Below are 17,668 nucleotides of genomic sequence, written 5' to 3'. Positions count from 1 at the left end.
CCGGGCTTGGCATGCGGGAATGATTTACTGTAAATTCATACAGTGAATTTGCAATCCAAGCTCGCCATCCTGGCCGATGCGGCCAAGTACGACGCTTCCTGCGCGTCCAGCGGCGCCGCGCCGCGCGATTCCGTGGGCGGGCGGGGCATGGGCTCCACCGAGGGCATGGGCATCTGCCACAGCTACGCGCCGGACGGGCGCTGCATCTCGCTGCTCAAGGTGCTGCTCACCAACTACTGCCAGTACGACTGCCTGTACTGCGTCAACCGCGTCAGCAGCAACGTGCCGCGCGCCCGCTTCACCGTGGCCGAGGTGGTGGCGCTCACGCTGGACTTCTACCGGCGCAACTGCATCGAGGGGCTGTTCCTCTCCAGCGGCATCATCCAGAGCCCCGACTACACCATGGAGCAGGTGGTGGAAGTGGCCCGCGTGCTGCGCGAGGAGCACGACTTCCGCGGCTACATCCACCTGAAGACCATCCCCGACGCAGCGCCCGAGCTGCTGGAGCGCGCGGGCCGCTACGCCGACCGCCTGAGCATCAACGTGGAACTGCCCACGCGCGAGGGCCTGGCCGCGCTGGCGCCGCAGAAGAACGGTGCGGCCATCACGCGCTCCATGGCGCGCATGGCGGTGCGCATCGAGGACGCGCGGCAGGCGCGCAAGGAGCAGGCGCGGGCCCGGCCCTCGTCCGCCGCCCCGCGCCGCGCCGCCGCCCCGCACTTCGCGCCCGGCGGGCAGAGCACGCAAATGATCGTGGGGGCAGACGCCGCCGACGACCGCACCATCCTCGCCGCGAGCAGCGGCCTCTACGGCGCGCACCGGCTGCGGCGCGTCTATTACTCGGCCTTCAGCCCCATCCCCGACGCGGCGCGCGCCCTGCCGCTGGCTGCGCCGCCCGTGGTGCGCGAGCACCGGCTCTACCAGGCCGACTGGCTCATGCGCTTCTACGGCTTCACGCACGAGGAGATCGTGCCCACCCGGCATGGCGACGGCATGCTGGCGCTGGACATCGACCCCAAGCTCGCCTGGGCCCTGGCGCACCGCGAGCGCTTCCCCGTCAACCTGAACACCGCCCCGCGCGAGCTGCTGCTGCGCGTGCCCGGCCTGGGCGTGGCCACCGTCGACCGCCTGCTGGCCGCGCGCCGCGTGCGCCGCCTGCGCCATGCCGATCTGCTGCGGCTGCGCGTGCCGTTGAAAAAGGTGCTTCCCTTCGTGGAGGCGGCCGACCACCGCCCCGGCCGCGCGCTGGATGCCGCCGACCTCGCCGCGCGCTTGGCTTCACCCCCTGCGCAACTCCCGCTGTTTAGCTGACATGCACACCGTCACCCTGGCGCATCCCACGGATTGGCCAGGCTTTCGCCGCGCCGCCCGCGCGCTGGCGCAGGCCGGCGTGCCGCCGCAGGAGGTGTTGTGGCGCACCGCGCAGGATGCCGAGCACGACCTGTTCGCCGCGCCCGCAGACCCATTGCCATCGCCGCCCGGCCCCGCGCCGCACGTGCCCCAGAGCTTCGTGCGCCTGTGCGAGCGCATCGTGCTGCACCGCGACCCTGCGCGCTTCGCCCTCATGTACCGCCTGCTGTGGCGCCTGTCGCGCGATGACGCCCTGCGCCGCGATCCGCTCGACGCAGACCGCGTGCAGGCCCGCCACATGGCCCACGCCGTGGCGCGCGACATGCACAAGATGCACGCCTTCGTGCGCTTCCGCCCCGTGGCGGACGGCGCGGGCCGCACCGTGCAGGTCGCCTGGTTCGAGCCCGACCACTACATCACCGAGGCCAACGCCGGCTTCTTCGTGCGCCGCTTCACGCAGATGCACTGGGCCATCCTCACGCCCGACGCCAGCGTGCGCTGGGACGGCGCCGCGCTGCACGTGGGCCCCGGCGCCCAGCGCGCCGACGCCCCGCCGCCCGACGCGGGCGAGGCGCTGTGGCTCACCTATTACCGCAGCATCTTCAACCCCGCGCGGCTGAAGACCGGCATGATGAAAAAGGAGATGCCCCGGCGCTACTGGCACAACCTGCCCGAGGCCGTGCTGATCGACGAGCTGGCCCACGGCGCGCACGAGCGCAGCGCGCGCATGGTGGCGGCCGAGGCGACCGCGCCGCGCCGGCGCATCGTGCAATCCCTTTGAAGTGCTTCGGGCCTCCAGCGCTTATCCAGCAAGCGCGAGCAGCTATTTTTTCAGGAGCGCCATGGCGGCGGACACAATAGCGCCATGTCCCCCTCGCATTCCGAAGAACTGCTGGCCCAGGTGGCGGCCCTGCCGCCGCTGCCGGGCGTGTACCGCTATTTCGACGCACAGGACGCGCTGCTCTACGTGGGCAAGGCGCGCAACCTGAAGAAGCGCGTCGGCAGCTACTTCACCAAGCAGCACGGCGGCACGCGCACCGGCCACATGGTGGGCAAGATCGCGCGGCTGGAGACGACCGTGGTGCGCTCCGAGGCCGAGGCGCTGCTGCTCGAAAACAACCTCATCAAGTCGCTGAACCCCAAGTACAACATCCTGTTCAGGGACGACAAGAGCTACCCCTATCTCAAGATCACCGGCGTGGCGGCCAAGGACGGCACCGGCGACGCGCCCGGCCAGCGCTACCCGCGCATGGCCTACTACCGCGGCGCGGTGGACAAGCGCCACCGCTACTTCGGCCCGTACCCCGGCGCCTGGGCGGTCAAGGAGACCATCCAGCTGCTGCAGAAGGTGTTCCGCCTGCGCACCTGCGAGGACACGGTGTTCGCCAACCGCACGCGGCCCTGCCTGCTCTACCAGATCAAGCGCTGCACCGGCCCCTGCGTTCAGCTCATCTCGCCCGAGGCCTATGCGGGCGACGTGCACAGCGCCGAGGCGCTACTGCGCGGCGAGACCCAGGAGCTGCTGCAGGCGTTGGAGCAGCGCATGCTGGCGCATTCGGAGAAGCTGGAGTTCGAGCAGGCGGCCGAGGTGCGCAACCAGCTCACGGCGCTGTCGCGCGTGCTGCACCAGCAGGCGGTGGAGACGGTGTCGGACAAGGACGTGGACATTCTCGCCGTGCGCGTGCAGGGCGGGCGCGCGTGCGTGAATCTGGCCATGGTGCGCGGCGGCCGCCACCTGGGCGACCGCGCCTATTTCCCCGTGCATGTGGAGGAGGCGGCCGGCGTGTTCCAGGCGGAGGAGCCGGCCGAGGGCGAGGCCGCCGAGCGCAGCGTGGAGGCGCAGGTGCTGGAGGCCTTCATCGCCCAGCACTACCTGGGCGTGCCCGTGCCGCCCACGCTGATCGTCAGCGAGCCGGTGGGCCAGACGCTGCTCGACGCGCTGGCGCAGCAGAGCGGCGTGCGCGTGTCCGCCATCCACCAGCCGCGCGAGCAGCGCCGCGCCTGGCTGGAGATGGCGCAGCAGAACGCAGAGATCCAGCTCGCCCGCCTGCTGGCGGAGGAGGGCTCGCAGCAGGCGCGCACCCGCGCGCTGGCCGAGGCGCTGGACCTGGACACCGAGGGTCTGGAGGCGCTGACCATCGAGTGCTTCGACATCTCGCACACGGCGGGCGAGTCCACGCAGGCCTCGTGCGTGGTGTTCCACCACCACAAGATGCAGAGCAGCGAATACCGCCGCTTCAAGATCGAGGGCATCACAGGCGGCGACGACTACGCCGCCATGCGCCAGGTGCTCACGCGGCGCTATCGGCACGTGGCCGAGGCCCAGCGCGAGGCCGGCGGCGCCGAGGCCAAGGCGCACCTGCCCGACCTGGTGCTCGTCGATGGCGGCAAGGGCCAGGTGAGCATGGCGCGCGAGGTGTTCACCGAGCTGGGGCTGGACATCTCGCGCATCGTGGGCGTGGAAAAGGGCGAGGGCCGCAAGGTGGGCCTGGAGGAGCTGGTGTTCGCTGACGGCCGCGAGAAGGTCTATCTGGGCCGCGACTCCGCCGCGCTGATGCTCGTCGCCCAGATCCGCGACGAGGCGCACCGCTTCGCCATCACCGGCATGCGCGCGGCGCGCGCGCGGGTGCGGGTGGGCGGCAGCCGGCTGGAGGATATCGCGGGCGTGGGCCCCAAGAAGCGCGCGCGGCTGCTGCAGCGTTTCGGCGGCGTGCGCGGCGTGCAAGATGCCAGCGTGGACGATCTGGCCACGGTGGAGGGCATCTCGCGCGACCTGGCCGAAGAGATCTACCGCGCGCTGCGCTGAAGCGGCCGCGCGGGCGTGACACAATCGCCGCCATGTTCTGGACGATTCCCACCCTGATGACCTGGACGCGCATCGTCGCGATCCCCCTGATCGTGGGTGTGTTCTATGCGCCTTTGGCGCCCGCCACTTGCAACCTCATCGCCACGGTGATGTTCATCGTCTTCGCGGCCACCGACTGGCTCGACGGCTACCTGGCGCGCAAGCTCGACCAGACCTCGGCCTTCGGCGCCTTCCTCGATCCGGTGGCCGACAAGTTCCTCGTCTGCGCCTCGCTGCTGGTGCTGGTGCACATGCAGCGCGCCGACGTGTTCGTGGCCCTCATCATCATCGGCCGCGAGATCGCCATCAGCGCGCTGCGCGAGTGGATGGCCCAGATCGGCGCGAGCAAGAGCGTGGCGGTGCACATGCTCGGCAAGCTCAAGACCACGGTGCAGATGGTGGCCATCCCCTTCCTGCTCTACGATGGGCGCCTGTTCAACATTGTTGACACGGGCGTCTGGGGCACCTGGCTGATCTGGCTGGCCGCGGTGCTCACCGTGTGGTCCATGGTGTATTACCTGCAGAAAGCGCTGCCCGAGATACGGGCGCGCGTGTCCCGGTGAGGCAGGATCTGCGCGGCATACGGCGGTTTGTCAATTCGGAATCGGCCTAGACCGGCGTTTGCGAGACAAAAACCGCTGCGCCCGCCCGGAGGATGGGGCAATTGCGACTAGAATTTGCAAACAAGTTGACGCTGAGCGGTACGTCATATTGACACCCCGAAACGCGCTGGCTTTAATCTGAGGCGGCAATTTCTGACGCTGCCCCAGCCCCTTCCCGTTTCGAGCGCCTGCGGCCCTCCGGCCAGCGCGCACGCGTGAAGACACCAGATTTGCATAAGGCATTCCATCCACTCCTTTCCCGAGAGGCTTCTTGTGAATAAAACCGAACTGATTGAGCACATCGCTAACAACGCAGATATCTCCAAGGCGGCCGCGGCGCGTGCGCTGGAGTCCACGATCGAGGCGGTCAAGAAGACTCTGAAGAAGGGTGGCACGGTGTCGCTGGTCGGTTTCGGCACGTTCGCGGTGGGTAAGCGCGCAGCGCGCACCGGCCGCAATCCCCGCACGGGCGCTACGATTAAAATCAAGGCTGCTAAAGTGCCGAAGTTCCGTCCGGGCAAGGCATTGAAGGATGCCCTGAACTGATAGGTGAGATATGGGGGGTGCTTAGCTCAGTTGGTAGAGCGGCGCCCTTACAAGGCGTAGGTCAGCGGTTCGACCCCGTTAGCACCCACCACCCCGAAGGCTAAAGAAATCAAGGGCTTAGAGAAATCTAGGCCCTTTTTCTTTGCCCTGCTTACCGCCCTGAATGGACGCCCCAGGACGCATCCACCAACCTGAAAACGTGGGTTACCAACCTGCCTAGGCGTAGAATCGCGCTCCCTGGCAGGCAGGGCCTGAGGAGGGGTGATGGCAAATAAGCGACAGCTTTCAAATGGAACGTGGCAGTACACGTTCAAGCGCAAGGGTGTGCTGGAAAAGCCTCTGTACCTGACCTTCGGCAACGAGGCGGAAGGTGACGAGTACGCAGCAAGGCTTGAAGCGCTGCTGGCCAGGGGCATCGTGCCGACAGAGCACCAGCGGCGCGAGCGGGTGCTGACCATCGCGGAGCTGGTGCGCGAGTACGAGCGGGATTCTCACCCCTCGAAAAAAGACCAGGGCGCCTTGGGGCCTGTGCTGCGCGATCATGGCGATAGCTCCGTGACGGTCATCAATGTGGACTGGGTGGATGCCTGGATCGCCACGATGAAGCGCGTAGAGACGCTGGCTCCAGCGAGCATCAGGGCGCGCGTGGGCGCTCTGGCCCGTTGTACGGATTGGGGCGTGCGCAAGAAGCTCCTGACGTTGCCGGATACGCCGCTGCGCAATCTGCCGGATGGCTATGCCCAGTACACGAAGACCGATGAGGCTGAGGCCGGCGTGAAGCGCGAGGACGTAGAGCGTGACCGACGCCTGGAGGTCGGCGAATACGAGAAGATTCTGGGGGTAATCGAGGGCGGGGTATTGGCGCGCAAGCAGCGCCCCATGCCGCTCGAGCACAACAAAGCGTTGCGCTGCCTGTTCATCCTGGCCTTGGAGTCGGCCATGCGGATGCGTGAGATGTTCACGCTGACGGTCGGCCAGGTGGACCTGCCGCGGCGCACGGTCTTCCTCGACCGGACGAAGAATGGCAGTAAGCGCCAAGTGCCGCTGACGACTGTGGCGGTCGCAGAACTACGGGGCTATCTGAAGAAAGTGCATGGGTCTGCGCCTGACCCTACTGCACGGCTGTTCCCCTGGTGGAGTGGGGGAGCGAAGGACATGGACGCCACCAGCGACTACCTGAGCAAGTTGTTCCACAACGAGCGGAACCCTGGCATCTTCGATGTCGCTGGGTGCGTGGATTTGAAATTTCACGACTTGCGGCACGAGGCTACAAGCCGGTTGTTCGAGCGCACGAAGCTGTCGGAGACGGAAATCATGAAGATCACTGGGCACAAGAGCCACCGGATGCTGATGCGCTACGCGAACCTGCGCGCCTCCGACTTGTCGAAGGCGCTCTGGTAGTTCTGCTGCGCAGGCGGTCGGCAGTCTGATTGATGATGATCTTCTCGGCATAGGCGAGCACGTCGCGGGTCATCAGGACGTACGCGCGCCCGACCTTGCCGGCTGCTATCTCGCCGCTGCGGATCAGCTTTTCCAATGAGTGCGGATGGATCTTGAGGGTCTCGGCCGCTTCGGCCAAGCCCATCGTGTGGGTGGTCATGTTGGTGTTCCCTGAAAACAAGAAAGCCCGCTATGCGGGCTCTCGGTGGGTGTTGCGCCGGTCGTAGAAGGGAGGCGGAAATGAACTATTGGTGGGTGAACCACAAGCAAACCTACAAACACGAGGTGCTGGGCGGGTACATCTGGAGTCCGAAGACGAAGGCAAATGGACAGGCCAATGAGAGCTATCTCACGTTGACGCGTGTTCAGCCCGGCGACGTTGTGATCTCTTACGCTGATGGGCAGATCAAGGCTTTGGGTGTAGCTACCGGAGCTTTCCGTGAAGAAGGCAAACCCGAGAGCTTCGGCGCGGCTGGCGATGTATGGGCCACTGCTGGATGGTTGGTACCTGTGGAATGGGAACTCCTGCGGCAACCCTTGCGCCCGAAAGATCACCTGGCAGAGATCGCACCGCTGCTACCCACCAAGCATTCGCCTATTCGCAAAGAAACCGGCGATGGCAACCAGGGGTGCTACCTGGCAGCCATAAGCTCAGAGCTTGGTAAGCTGCTTCAGCGGTTGATCGCTCCGTCAGACTCCGCCGCGTTGGAGGTACTGGCTCGCCAGACTACGCAGGCGTCTGAGGACGCCCAGGAAGCGGCTATCGTGGCATCTGGCGGAAATCCGACCGAGGTAGAGCAACTTGTGCGCGCTCGCCGTGGGCAAGGCCGATTCCGCATCAACGTGCTGGCGGTGGAGAAGCGCTGCCGACTGACGGGCGTTGAGCTGGAGCCATTCCTCGTCGCCAGCCACATCAAGCCATGGGCTGCGTCATCTGATGCCGAGCGCCTGGACGGCAGCAATGGCCTAATGCTCGCGCCACATGTAGATCTGCTGTTCGACCACGGCTGGATTTCATTCGCTGATGACGGCTCTGTCTTGGTGGCGAACAGCGAGGCCGCGGCAATGCTGGCAATTTGGGCTTTGCCGGGCGACTCTTTCGTGCCCATTCCGTTCACCATGAAGCAGCAAGGCTATCTGGCCTTTCATCGTGAACATGTATTTCGCAAGGGTTTTGTGCTTTGATTTGCGGGTTTCAAGGGAAACTACGCTAGCTCCAACGCATCGAACAGCGAGGGCATCGTGGCCTCGCGCTCGGCCGCGCTCAAGAAGTCATGAGCGCGGATGTAGTACCTGTCCTCGTCGCATAGTTCGTGGTTGAGTTGTAATACTGCCGTCATACTGAGTTCTGTTGCACAGGAGAAATGCATGGTTGCTGGATCAATCATTGGGCATCCGTTTCAATTTGAATTCCAAGGCAAGCGGTACACAGCGTTTATCTCTTTCGAGGCCTTGCAGGACTACTTTTATGGCGTTGGGCGTCCTCCAGCAGAAGCGTATGCAGACAATGCTGCTGCCATCAATCAAAAGGCCATTGAAATCCTCCAGCGAGGCGAGCATCGCAGCCCATTTCTACTCGTCACCACGGACTTCAAGCTGCCCGGCCAGTGACGCTGTTTCGCGTTCTCTAAACGCGGCCACCGCTCTCCGCTGAACTTCCTGGATCACCAGCGCCGCGCGCGGCTCCCGGAACCACTGGCGCACCTTGTCCAGGCTCTTGATGACCTCGGACTCGCAGGCGTGGCGCTCGGGTTTTCCAGGCGGCCAAGTGGCCAGCTCAATGGCGGACTGCAGCGCGCGTTGTCGCCACATTCGGCGGCGCAGCATCAGGCGCTTGGTGTCGCGGTGCAGGCGTACTTTTGCGGGGGGAGGGGATATGGAGCGGTCATCGTGAACCCATGAAAAATGCCCTCGCAAGGAGGGCAGGTGGAGTGGATACCATCGACTCAAAACTGGAGGAGGTCGATGGACGCAAATCAGCTAGCAGACGCGCTCGCGCGCGCTGTAGAGGTGGCAAAGCCTGCTCAGGAATACTGCTTCCTGTGGATCGACTGGTGGGCCACATGCATGACCAAGGCTGAGTGGTCAGGATGGATGCAAGCGATTGGCTCTCTTGTGGCGTTGATCATCGCCATCGCGCTGCCATATTGGCAGACAAGGCAAAGTCACCGGAAGAACCACCGGCTTGCCAAGCACTGCCTGCTCCAGCAGATCGCACTGCTTCATGCAATACGAACTTCTTCCGCCTCCGCTGGGCCAAGGAAGGCTTTGTATAGGAGCCGAGAGTCGGTCGAAACGCTTTCGCTGACCTATCAAGAAGTCCGGGTATCTGAATTGCCTGTCGAATCTCTTCCGTCGTGGCTTAGCGCGCGTACGACGGCAGGCCAGCTCTCTTCATTGATTGCAGAATTGCCCAAATTGGGCGGGTCAGAGGATGGTCTGGCTGTCATCATCGACGGCTATTTGACTACGACTACGAAAAATCTTGATGATTTTTCGAGAAGTGGTCTTGATAGGGACCAGAGGAGGCAATGAGTGCGTTTATGGAGCGCCGCCTAGGTTTGCGCGCCCCTCGCCGCCCAGCGCCTCGATCAGGTCGGGGATGAGCTTGGACAGCTCGCCCGTGGCGATGGCCACGTCGGCATCGAAGCCGCCATCGTCCTGGCCCTGCCCCTCGAACACCGTGTCGAGGAAGGCCACTTTCTTGAGCTGCAGGCCCTCGGTGAGCACGAAGCTCACGCGGTCGTCCCAGGTCATGGCCAGCTTGGTGGGCAGCTTGCCGGCCTGGATGTGGGCCTGCACTTCCTCGATGTCCAGCGGGTGGCGGGCGTAGCGCACCACCGCCTTGCTCTCGTCGGCCGCCTTCAGCTCGCATTCGCGGTCGATGGAGAAGCCCGCGGGCGGCTCCTGCTCCTTGAGCCAGTGGGCCATGGCGGCCTGCGCGGAGGTCTGGGTGTCCAGCAGCGCCACCGACAGGCCGGGCAGCGCCTCGACCAGTGCGGTGACGATCTCGTCGGCGCGTCCCTGCGCGCCCGTGTCCAGCACCAGCAGGCGCGCTTCGCGGTCGATCCACACCCAGGTGGAGCCCTGCTTGGTGAAGGCCATGGGCAGCAGGTCCAGCTTGGCCTCGTCCTTGAGCTCCTTGGTTTCCTTCTTGCCGGGCTTGCGGCCGGTCTGCTGCTCGATCTGCGCGGCCTTTTCCTTCACCTTGCGCGCCAGCACCGTGCCGGGGAGCATCTTGGCCTCGGTCATGAAGCGCAGCACCCACTGCCCGCCCACGCTCTCGGCCAGCAGGCCGTGGGCCTCGCCGCGCGGCGGCACCCAGCCCGCCGACTTCTCTTGAGTGGGGCCGCATTCTGCGAATGGCGTCCTGCTCAAGACGCCCTCGACGGTCTGTAGATCAGGTGCCCAGCCTTGGGCGATGCGATAGATGATGAGGTCAGAAAACATGGAGACTCCACGAGAAAAGGCCGAGTGGGCGGCCGGGGACAGATCGGGGGCTTGAAGCAGGGATGTCCCGGCGAAAGGCCTTCTCAAGATGCAAGCCATCGACGGCATGCCCGCGTCTGAGCAGCGCGCGGCAGACCAGTGCCTGCTCGTGGTGGCTGTGGCTGGCCTGGCCTCAAACGTGGCGCCAGGTTTCTCCCCGCACGATGTAGCGAATCAACGCGCCTGTGACGCCAAAGTCCTTGGCGATGGCATTTGATCCATCCTCGCGCGAGCCTCGCTGATACCGCGCGCGGATTGCCTGGACATCCGCCGTGCACAACTTGGCTTGGTGATGGCGCTCTCCCAGCAGCGCAGTGCCATGCCGCACCTTGTCCTGCTCGTTCTCCGAGCGTGTGCCGTACAGCAGGTTGTCCGCCCGGTTGTCGTCGTTCGCGCCATTTCGGTGACGCACGACATGGCCAGCGGGAGCCGGCCCGTGGAATGCCAGCGCCACCAAGCCGCTGACACGTAGGTTCTTGGCCCTGGAGTGGCTCCACAGCTTCACCTTTAGGTAGCCCTTCGGATCCCTGAACGGCACCTTGATGCCGTTCGAGGACCGCACCCTGCCCGTGGAACTGGCTTCGTACCCAGGCCAGCCGGGTATCCCGCGCCATTCTTCAGTCATCGCTGAGCGTGAACGAGCGGAAGGGGCGGACACGGAACTCGTCGTGCCGGTCGTAGCGGTTCGTGGTGCCGTGCTCGAAATCGACCGCCCACGGCCAGCCGTGGTGCTCGCTGCGCGACCAGTACCAGGAGGACTTGTCGAAGTGCTCCCGGGCATTGATGTAGGCCAGCATCAGGTCTTCCTGATCGGGCGCGCGCCAGTCGCTGTGGCCGTTCAGTTCATCACCTTCGTTCACCACCTGTTCGACGCGGCTGAAAGGGACGTCCTCATGATCGAACTCCACGCCGCCGGGGATCACGACGTGGTGCACGGCACCATCGATCAGGCGCGAGCCGATGTAGATGCCGCCCTGCTCGGGCCAGGGCTGGTTGAGGGCGGGAATGCGGGTTTCGACTGCTGCGTTCATTGCAGGCTCCTGTGGTGAGGTTGAGGGAAAGGGGTGAAGGGATCAGTAGATGAATCTGCGGAAGGGGCGGACACGGAACTCGTAGCGCCGGAAGCCGTGGCTCGTGGGGCCGAGCTCGAAATCGACCGCCCACGCATAGCTGCCGCTGTAGGGCGTGCTGGACCAGTACCAGGAGGACTTGCCGAATTTGTCCGGCACGTTTGCGGCTGCAAGGTGCAGCTCGCGGCGCGCGGGCAGGTAGAAGTCGCTGTGCTCGTCGCGGGTGTACCCGGCGGCCAGCTTGGCGGCGGGGCAGGACTCGACCAGGGCGGCTGTGTTGGCCAGGCCATCCCAGTCCGTCAGGTTGGGCATGTCACCTTCGTGGGCCCAGCGTGCCCTGCCGATGTCCTCCTCCGCGCCCACGATCAGGCCGTAGACGGAGCCATCGCCGCCGCGAAAGTCGCCGGCGTAGATGCCGCCTTGACCTTCCCAGTACTCGCCGATCTGCGGCGGGCCGGCCACTGCCTGGGCCGCTGCTGGCGCTGTGGTGTCAGGGTCTTCATCGGTGGGCATCAGCGCGGCGAAGAACGCACGGCCCAGTGCTGGCGCTGCATGGAAATTGAATGTCGGATGGTTGATGGTGATGTTCACGGGAACTCCTTGCCCGACGCGGGCGAAAAAAGCCCGCATGGCGGCGGGCATGAGGTGGTGAATCGGTAGCGCTCAGTGCGCCTGTGCCTTGATCTGGTTCTCGTAGCCCTCAAACAGGGGCGAAAGTTGCACGCGGAGGTCTACGCTCTCATCGAGGACTGCGTCGTAGCAGGCCAGCGCAACACCAGCGGCGTAGAGGCAGCCGAACAAGGCGTTGGTCGCCCCGTGCTGCTTGCTGTATTCGTTCAGCACGTCGATGATGGATTGCGCCACGCCTTCTACGGCGCGGTTCACGTCTTCTGCGTTGATGATGTTGGTTTCGCGCCGGATGCCGGGCGGCAGGGTGGTTTCGTCGCTCATATTGAGTCCTTGAGGTTGGCGGGCTATCACGCAAGCACGGTTTGCGATGGCTCTGCAGCGGCTTCCATCGCCCGCTGCGCGATGGCGCGGCAGAGCGCCGGGAATCGGAAGGCAGGCAAGTGCACGGCGGCTTTCACGCGCGTGACCGCGAAGCCCATGGCCTCCAGCCCGGCCGCGTCCAGCTTGATTGGTGCCAGCCGAGCGTTGATCTGGCCAAGGGTGATCGTCTTGTCCATCGCTGCAGCGCTGGCCTGGGCGGCGCCGATGGCTTGTCGCGTGTCGATGGCGGAGACGGCATCGGCGCGCAGGTCGCTGGCCAGGTTGCTCAGGTCGTCCAGTAGCGGGGCGGGAAGCGCATCCGTGGCGCGCGCCTCGGCAATTCCGGCCTGGGCATCGCGCTCGGCTTGGATCAGCTTCTCGCGCATTTCCTTGTCCGCCCGCTCGTGCTCCTCGCGCTCCAGCCGCTCCGCCTCGGCTTTCTGGTGTTCGCTGATGCGCAGCGCGGCCAGCGCGCGGAAATCCTCGTGCTCCTTCTTGCCTACCGTGGCGAAGTCGGGGAACAGGGTGATCCAGTCGCGGCCCTCGGCGCGGATGAAGTCGCGGTTGAGCGCCAGCAGGTGAGATTGAGCGGTTGCCTCGGCCTGAGCGGAGCCCAGCGCGGCGCGCACCTTGTCCTCCATCGACTGCAGCGACTTCAGTCCCTTGACCACCGGGGCGAAGATGCCGCGGGGCAGGGGGATGTAGTTGGCGCCCATCTGCTGGTTCAGGCTGTCGATGTGCGTTTTCAGGTCCGCCTCGGCTGCGAGGATGATCTTCTCCTTGCGCGAATCCTTCTCGGTCTTGACCTTCTTCTCCAGGTCGAGGGCCTTCTGCGTCGAGAGGGCGTCCAGGTGCTCCAGCACGCGCAGCACTTCGTCCACCGATTCCATGCCGGCGCGCACGCGCTGCACGGCCGCCTTCATGCCGGCGGCGACATCGCGGAGCCACTTCGCGTCGGCGTCGGCGTCCGCGAAGTGCTGGTCCGTCTCCAGCTCGGTGTTGATGCTGTTGATGCGGGCCATGGCGATAGCCTGGAACTCGTCCAGGTTGCTGGCCGTGATCTCGCCGCGTGCGTCGATGCGCAGCGCGGGCAGCGCCTGCTGCAGCTTCGGCATGGGCTTCTCGGCCTGGGCCTCACTGCTCGGGTCGTAGGCGGCCACATCCTGCTCCAGCAACTTCCAGCCGGCGACGATCTTGGCGCGCAGCTCGGGGTTGGGTGTGTACCAGCAGTGGCGCTCCTCAACCAGCACCCATTCGCCAGTCTCGCGGTTCTGCACCCACTCCGAAGCCATGAACAGCACGCGCTCGGTGGCCGTGCTCACCATGCACTGGTGTTCCATTTGCACCTGGTAGTCCAAGGGCAGGTCGGTGCCGGTGCAGCCATCGAACATTGCTTCGCGCAAGCGCGCGTTGAGGCGCTTGTGTTCGAGCGCATCGACCTCCAGCATCGTCAGCCCGTCCAGGCTGGCGCTGTAAGGGCCCTCCACGCCGACCACCGGGTAGAGGTCTTCGCCCACGACCTTCTCGGCCAGCGGCCGCGCCAGCCGCTCGAATACATGGCCGCTGTTCAGAATGGCCTGCTGCGCGTGGCTGAAGTCCTGTCGGATGCCCGTCGCCAACTCGCGCACCAGCTCGGAGCGCGACTTGTACGGGCTGCAGTCCATCATGGCCGGCGCGTCGCTGGCGTTGAAATGCTGGGCCCGGTGGGCATGCCATTCAGGTGAGCCTTGTACGAGTTTGACAATGCGCATGGATCATCCCTCCAGCTCGGCCAGCCGAGCGTTGAATACGGTGTTCAGGTGCTCCAGCCGGTCGGCGGGCGCGGCGTCGAGAAGGCTTGCGGCCTCGTAGAGCGCGTCCAGATCGGCGGCTTCCTTCAAGCGCTTCTCCAGCGCTTCGGGGTCAACGTCGAAAGGCGGCTTGTTGCTGTCCTTCGGCGTCGGCTCCTTCACCACGGCATCCTGCGGCGCCAGTGCAGCCACGGCGGCCTGCAGCCGCTGCTTCTGCTCGTCGGTCAGCGAGGCCTTGGATTCCAAGGTGGCCACGAGGTCGGCCATGCTCTTGCGGCCGTCTGCAACGACCTTGGCCCAGCCCGGCAGGCCCTTGTCGAAGTCCGCAGCGGGGTAGCTGTCGGGTTCCTGACGCACATCGCCTGTGGTGTTGATCGTGCCGGCGCTCTTGGGCACGAACTGGCGGCCGGCGTGCACCACGTTGCCCTCGGCGTCCTGCACGAACACGTCTTGCACTTCTTCCGTGGTGGGCAGGCCCATCAGCAGCTCGGGCGCGTAGATGCGGCCGAAGAATGCGGCGCTGCGGTAGCGCAGCATCAGGTCGGGCATGCTGCGCCACTTGCTGCCGTTCTTGCTGTACCAGCCTTCGTTCACGGCCATTTCGATGGTCACGGGCGCCGACTCCAGGCGCTCGCCGGTGGCCTTCTCGATGGCCCAGGCCACGCAGCGCGCGTTCTTGATGCGCACCTTGTGCTTCTTCTCGACCTTCTGCCGGTTCTCCCACTCGTAGGTGGAATAGGTGGCGTCCATTTCCTCCAGCCACTCCACGTCGAAGCGCAGCGGCGAGAATTTCCCGCAGGAGTTGATGGCCGCGATGATGAACTGGCTGGACCAGCTCGGCTTGCCTTCGATGATGTGCAAGTTCTGCATGACCTGCAGCGGGTTGGCGTTCATCCGCTGGGCCATGTCCAGTGCGATCATGCAGTTGGGCACGGCGGCGGCATTGGGCTCGACGGTGGCCCGCTCGCCATAGCCCTTCGTCACCATCGCCTGATAGGCGGTGGGCACCATCGTGCTGTTGGCAAAGGCCTTTGCGCTGCGCTGCAGGAATTCGAAGCTGGCCACGTCGCCAAAGCCCATCGTGACGGGCGACTGCGTGGCCTGAGGTTGGGTGGTGATGGAGTTCGGGGTCATGCTCGTTCTTTCAGGTACTGGTCTTCGGTGATCTGGTCGCAGCGGGCCTTGCCGCCCTCCTTGGCGGCTTCGGCGGCGCGCGCAGCAAAGAAGCGCCCGGCGCTCCAGACGCGGTGACGCGCGACGTAGGAATTGCCTTCCTTGCTGGTGTGGCGTGCGTACACGTCGCGCGGCGTGAATTCGGTGGTCATTCGGAGCTTCCAATCAGGGGTTGATCTGCGCGAGCGCGCAGGCGAATGCGAGGGTGGTTGCGGCGAGCCAGACCCACAGGGCGGCGAGGAGGGTGAGGAGCCTCATGGCCGGCCTTCCGCCACGCTCACGGGGTCCAGATTGCGCAGGCACCGCAGGGTCATGTCGTCCAGCCACTCGGGCGTGGCATGCGGGCCGCAGGCCTGCTGGCCGGCCCAGTCGCGGCTTGCCAGGGCCTCGGCGTCTTGCCTGTCGGCTTCGGCGTCGTGGCCGGCGATGGCTCCCATGCCCAGCGTGAACACGGCGGCGATTAGCCAGAGTGCGTACTTCATGCGGGCTCTCCTTGTTCTATCGAGTTGGCGTCGAGGTCGGCGCCGATGGCGACAGCGCTGGGCGGCAGGGCCGTGTGCGCGTCCTGGCGCGCCTCGATCAGCGCGGCGCGCGCGCCGCCAAAATGGTTCGCGCAGTCGATGCCGTTGCCGCCGTGGAGGCCGATGAAGTCCAGGCCTTGGTCCAGCAGCCAGCGCAGCAGCTCGGCGTCATCACGGTCGGCTGTTTCCTGCTTGGCGCGGGCCTGCGCGGCCGCACAGGTGCGGCATGCTTGTGCGAGGCTCATAGCGGGCTCCCGGGGTACGCCTGCTGGCGGATCTGGAAGTCCAGCTCCATCGACTCGCGGATGCGTTCGCGGTGGTGCTGGTGCTGGATGTCGGCGTGCACGCGGGCCGCTTCGGTGGGATGCGTGTCGGGCTCGATGAGCGGCATGTGGCCGCGCAAGGCCTCGACCATCACGGGGTGGAGGTAATCCATGGGGGCTTCCTTGGGACGAAAAAAAGCCCGCTGGTGCGGGCGGGAAAAGAAAGAACCGCTGCCCCATCAGGGCGTGCCGGGGGAGTGAGAGAAGGGAGGGAGGAGACGATCCCCGGCGCGGTTGGAAAGTGGGGCCGTCTCTCCGGCCTGTCACGTCTACTACCTCACGGGGCCTACCGCGCCAGGACGTTCGGCGCTGCTACTGCCGTGACAGGCTCCGCACATCGCCAGCTTTGGCGGAGCATCCCTTTGCCACCCGAGGGTGCGCGGCGCGGGAAAGTGGGTGATGGTGCCTGCCGCTCTGCCAGCAAAGTCCAAAATCGGACTTTGCGCATCGGTCCCAGGGCTTGAGCACTGCTGGGGCAGGAACTCCGTCAGGCTTTCGCCTTCACCATCAAGAAAAAGAGCGGTATCTGCCTTGGTGACGCCTGCGGCGGGGTGCGATAGGCGATTCGCATTGATCCCAGGCAGCAGTCTTTTTGCCGCGCCGCGCTCTTTCTTGATGGCCCTGGCTTCTGCCAGGGCGGGCGATCAGGCGAGCGTGACGCAGCCAGGGCGCGTCATGAACGGCTTTTCGTCTTTGTTGTCGGGCTTGATCGTGACCCACTTGCCGTTGCTCGCTGCGGAGACTTCGGTGATGGTGCCGGCCACTTCGCGGGTGCCGCGCATCGTGCGCGCCTTGACGCGCTGGCCCTTCTTGAGTTCGCTCATAAGCTCTCCACTGGGTGAAAGTTGTTCGGTTTGCCCCGATGCGCTCGGGGTCGGCGTTGCCGGGATTCCAACCGGCATGACCATTCCTGTTCTTGGGCGTCTACCCCTCACCGTTGTCGAGCCGTTTACCGCGCTTTGGCGGACTGGCAGCGGGCCGGACTGCCCGCGCTCGCCCAGGCCCATGCCCCAGGTTCGCTCTTGTGCCCGATGAAGCGCCGCAGGTGGCGCAGCAACATGGGCATGCACGTTGTGAAGGAGCCTGCCAGGCGCTGCCGATCCAGCCCCACCGCGCTGCACTGGTCACAGACCCCATCCCTGCCATTGCGTCCTGGTCGGCTGCGGCCCCGTGTCGCTGGGCCTGAGGTGGTGTGCGTTGTTGCGCGTTGAGGTGTAATTTAGCGATACGCAAAATAGAAGTCAATAGCGTTACGCAAAATAAACGCCTACACTCCTCCCACGCCCGCACTCCACGGGCGCAAAAAAAGCCGCCTCGGTGGGCGGCTATGGAAGGAGTAGATATGGAAGCTGATGAACTGCTTTTTGAGCTACGCGGCCCCAGTGGCGAGGTGTGGCGTCTCTACCTGGATGGTCGGGCCGAGGGCTTCCCGGAGGGAACCGTAGTCGCGAACCATGCGTTACCGCTGGCTTCTCGGATGCTCGGGGAAGTGAACAAACAGCCCGTCTCCCTCCCCGCACAGTAGCCCC

General features: G+C 65.3%; 23 protein-coding genes and 1 tRNA gene. 10 read left to right on the top strand and 14 right to left on the bottom strand.

Going from position 1 to position 17,668, the window contains the following annotated elements; translation table 11 throughout:
- Window positions 1-42 precede the first annotated feature (42 nt).
- The 7 genes from AAG689_RS12140 to AAG689_RS12110 all read left to right on the top strand — a co-directional run bounded on the left by AAG689_RS12140 (window position 43) and on the right by AAG689_RS12110 (window position 6,744).
- Entirely contained in the window at window positions 43-1,311 is a 1,269-nt protein-coding gene (locus tag AAG689_RS12140) for a putative DNA modification/repair radical SAM protein (RefSeq protein WP_406626156.1), read from the top strand.
- Window position 1,312: 1 nt separating this feature from the next.
- Window positions 1,313-2,131 (top strand): TIGR03915 family putative DNA repair protein, encoded by an 819-nt coding sequence (locus tag AAG689_RS12135; RefSeq protein WP_406626155.1) that lies wholly within the window; start codon window positions 1,313-1,315, stop codon window positions 2,129-2,131.
- A gap of 84 nt (window positions 2,132-2,215) precedes the next feature.
- The gene (gene uvrC, locus AAG689_RS12130) at window positions 2,216-4,156 is read left to right on the top strand and encodes an excinuclease ABC subunit UvrC (protein ID WP_406626154.1); all 1,941 of its coding nucleotides are present in this window, start codon (window positions 2,216-2,218) and stop codon (window positions 4,154-4,156) included.
- 32 nt (window positions 4,157-4,188) lie between these two features.
- Window positions 4,189-4,758, top strand: a complete 570-nt coding sequence (pgsA, locus tag AAG689_RS12125; protein ID WP_020227528.1) for a CDP-diacylglycerol--glycerol-3-phosphate 3-phosphatidyltransferase — start codon at window positions 4,189-4,191, stop codon at window positions 4,756-4,758.
- Between the two features lie 312 nt (window positions 4,759-5,070).
- Window positions 5,071-5,343 carry an HU family DNA-binding protein gene (locus AAG689_RS12120; protein WP_011805814.1) on the top strand — a complete coding sequence of 91 codons (273 nt, stop codon included), beginning with the start codon at window positions 5,071-5,073 and terminating at the stop codon, window positions 5,341-5,343.
- A gap of 15 nt (window positions 5,344-5,358) precedes the next feature.
- Window positions 5,359-5,434: transfer RNA gene (locus AAG689_RS12115), tRNA-Val, on the top strand.
- A 173-nt stretch (window positions 5,435-5,607) separates the two neighbouring features.
- Window positions 5,608-6,744, top strand: a complete 1,137-nt coding sequence (locus AAG689_RS12110) for a site-specific integrase (protein WP_406626153.1) — start codon at window positions 5,608-5,610, stop codon at window positions 6,742-6,744.
- On the opposite strand, the gene AAG689_RS12105 is transcribed toward AAG689_RS12110, so the two are convergent.
- On the bottom strand, window positions 6,665-6,943 hold the full coding sequence (locus AAG689_RS12105; RefSeq protein ID WP_406626152.1) for a helix-turn-helix domain-containing protein: 279 nt from the start codon (window positions 6,941-6,943) through the stop codon (window positions 6,665-6,667). The genes AAG689_RS12110 and AAG689_RS12105 overlap by 80 nt on opposite strands.
- Window positions 6,944-7,023: 80 nt before the next feature.
- On the opposite strand from AAG689_RS12105, the gene AAG689_RS12100 reads away from it, so the two are divergent.
- Both AAG689_RS12100 and AAG689_RS12095 read left to right on the top strand, forming a co-directional pair.
- Window positions 7,024-7,968 (top strand): HNH endonuclease, encoded by a 945-nt coding sequence (locus AAG689_RS12100; RefSeq protein WP_406626151.1) that lies wholly within the window; start codon window positions 7,024-7,026, stop codon window positions 7,966-7,968.
- A 183-nt stretch (window positions 7,969-8,151) separates the two neighbouring features.
- The gene (locus tag AAG689_RS12095; protein WP_406626150.1) at window positions 8,152-8,394 is read left to right on the top strand and encodes a hypothetical protein; all 243 of its coding nucleotides are present in this window, start codon (window positions 8,152-8,154) and stop codon (window positions 8,392-8,394) included.
- Here AAG689_RS12095 and AAG689_RS12090 read toward each other — a convergent pair.
- Window positions 8,356-8,610, bottom strand: a complete 255-nt coding sequence (locus AAG689_RS12090; protein ID WP_406626149.1) for a hypothetical protein — start codon at window positions 8,608-8,610, stop codon at window positions 8,356-8,358. The two genes, AAG689_RS12095 and AAG689_RS12090, sit on opposite strands and share 39 nt — an antisense overlap.
- Window positions 8,611-8,748: 138 nt before the next feature.
- Here AAG689_RS12090 and AAG689_RS12085 point away from each other — a divergent pair, with 138 nt between their 5' ends.
- The gene (locus AAG689_RS12085; protein WP_406626148.1) at window positions 8,749-9,318 is read left to right on the top strand and encodes a hypothetical protein; all 570 of its coding nucleotides are present in this window, start codon (window positions 8,749-8,751) and stop codon (window positions 9,316-9,318) included.
- A 6-nt stretch (window positions 9,319-9,324) separates the two neighbouring features.
- Here AAG689_RS12085 and AAG689_RS12080 read toward each other — a convergent pair whose 3' ends face one another.
- From AAG689_RS12080 to AAG689_RS12025, 12 genes are all read right to left on the bottom strand, one after another.
- Entirely contained in the window at window positions 9,325-10,233 is a 909-nt protein-coding gene (locus AAG689_RS12080; protein WP_406626147.1) for a recombination-associated protein RdgC, read from the bottom strand.
- A 172-nt stretch (window positions 10,234-10,405) separates the two neighbouring features.
- Window positions 10,406-10,897, bottom strand: a complete 492-nt coding sequence (locus AAG689_RS12075) for an NUMOD4 motif-containing HNH endonuclease (protein WP_406626146.1) — start codon at window positions 10,895-10,897, stop codon at window positions 10,406-10,408.
- A complete protein-coding gene (locus tag AAG689_RS12070; protein WP_406626145.1) occupies window positions 10,890-11,303 on the bottom strand; it encodes a hypothetical protein in 414 nt (137 codons plus the stop codon). Before AAG689_RS12070 ends, AAG689_RS12075 begins: the two co-directional genes overlap by 8 nt.
- A gap of 42 nt (window positions 11,304-11,345) precedes the next feature.
- A complete protein-coding gene (locus AAG689_RS12065; RefSeq protein ID WP_406626144.1) occupies window positions 11,346-11,933 on the bottom strand; it encodes a hypothetical protein in 588 nt (195 codons plus the stop codon).
- Window positions 11,934-12,005: 72 nt separating this feature from the next.
- Complete coding sequence (locus tag AAG689_RS12060) at window positions 12,006-12,293, bottom strand: hypothetical protein (protein ID WP_406626143.1); 288 nt, start codon at window positions 12,291-12,293, stop codon at window positions 12,006-12,008.
- Window positions 12,294-12,319: 26 nt separating this feature from the next.
- Window positions 12,320-14,083, bottom strand: coding sequence for a YqaJ viral recombinase family protein (locus AAG689_RS12055; RefSeq protein ID WP_406626142.1), 1,764 nt, complete (start codon window positions 14,081-14,083; stop codon window positions 12,320-12,322).
- Window positions 14,084-14,086: 3 nt separating this feature from the next.
- Window positions 14,087-15,256 carry a hypothetical protein gene (locus AAG689_RS12050; protein ID WP_406626141.1) on the bottom strand — a complete coding sequence of 390 codons (1,170 nt, stop codon included), beginning with the start codon at window positions 15,254-15,256 and terminating at the stop codon, window positions 14,087-14,089.
- The gene (locus AAG689_RS12045; protein WP_406626140.1) at window positions 15,253-15,447 is read right to left on the bottom strand and encodes a hypothetical protein; all 195 of its coding nucleotides are present in this window, start codon (window positions 15,445-15,447) and stop codon (window positions 15,253-15,255) included. Before AAG689_RS12045 ends, AAG689_RS12050 begins: the two co-directional genes overlap by 4 nt.
- A 102-nt stretch (window positions 15,448-15,549) precedes the next feature.
- Window positions 15,550-15,777, bottom strand: a complete 228-nt coding sequence (locus AAG689_RS12040; RefSeq protein WP_406626139.1) for a hypothetical protein — start codon at window positions 15,775-15,777, stop codon at window positions 15,550-15,552.
- A complete protein-coding gene (locus AAG689_RS12035; RefSeq protein ID WP_406626138.1) occupies window positions 15,774-16,061 on the bottom strand; it encodes a hypothetical protein in 288 nt (95 codons plus the stop codon). Before AAG689_RS12035 ends, AAG689_RS12040 begins: the two co-directional genes overlap by 4 nt.
- Window positions 16,058-16,252: a hypothetical protein gene (locus AAG689_RS12030; RefSeq protein WP_406626137.1), complete on the bottom strand. Its 195-nt coding sequence runs from the start codon at window positions 16,250-16,252 to the stop codon at window positions 16,058-16,060. Before AAG689_RS12030 ends, AAG689_RS12035 begins: the two co-directional genes overlap by 4 nt.
- Before the next feature lie 531 nt (window positions 16,253-16,783).
- Window positions 16,784-16,963, bottom strand: a complete 180-nt coding sequence (locus tag AAG689_RS12025; RefSeq protein ID WP_406626136.1) for a hypothetical protein — start codon at window positions 16,961-16,963, stop codon at window positions 16,784-16,786.
- Window positions 16,964-17,668 lie beyond the last annotated feature (705 nt).

The organism is Acidovorax sp. SDU_ACID1, assembly GCF_045291395.1.
In the GTDB taxonomy this organism is placed as follows: domain Bacteria; phylum Pseudomonadota; class Gammaproteobacteria; order Burkholderiales; family Burkholderiaceae_C; genus MR-S7.
This window is presented reverse-complemented; position numbering and strand designations above follow the sequence as displayed.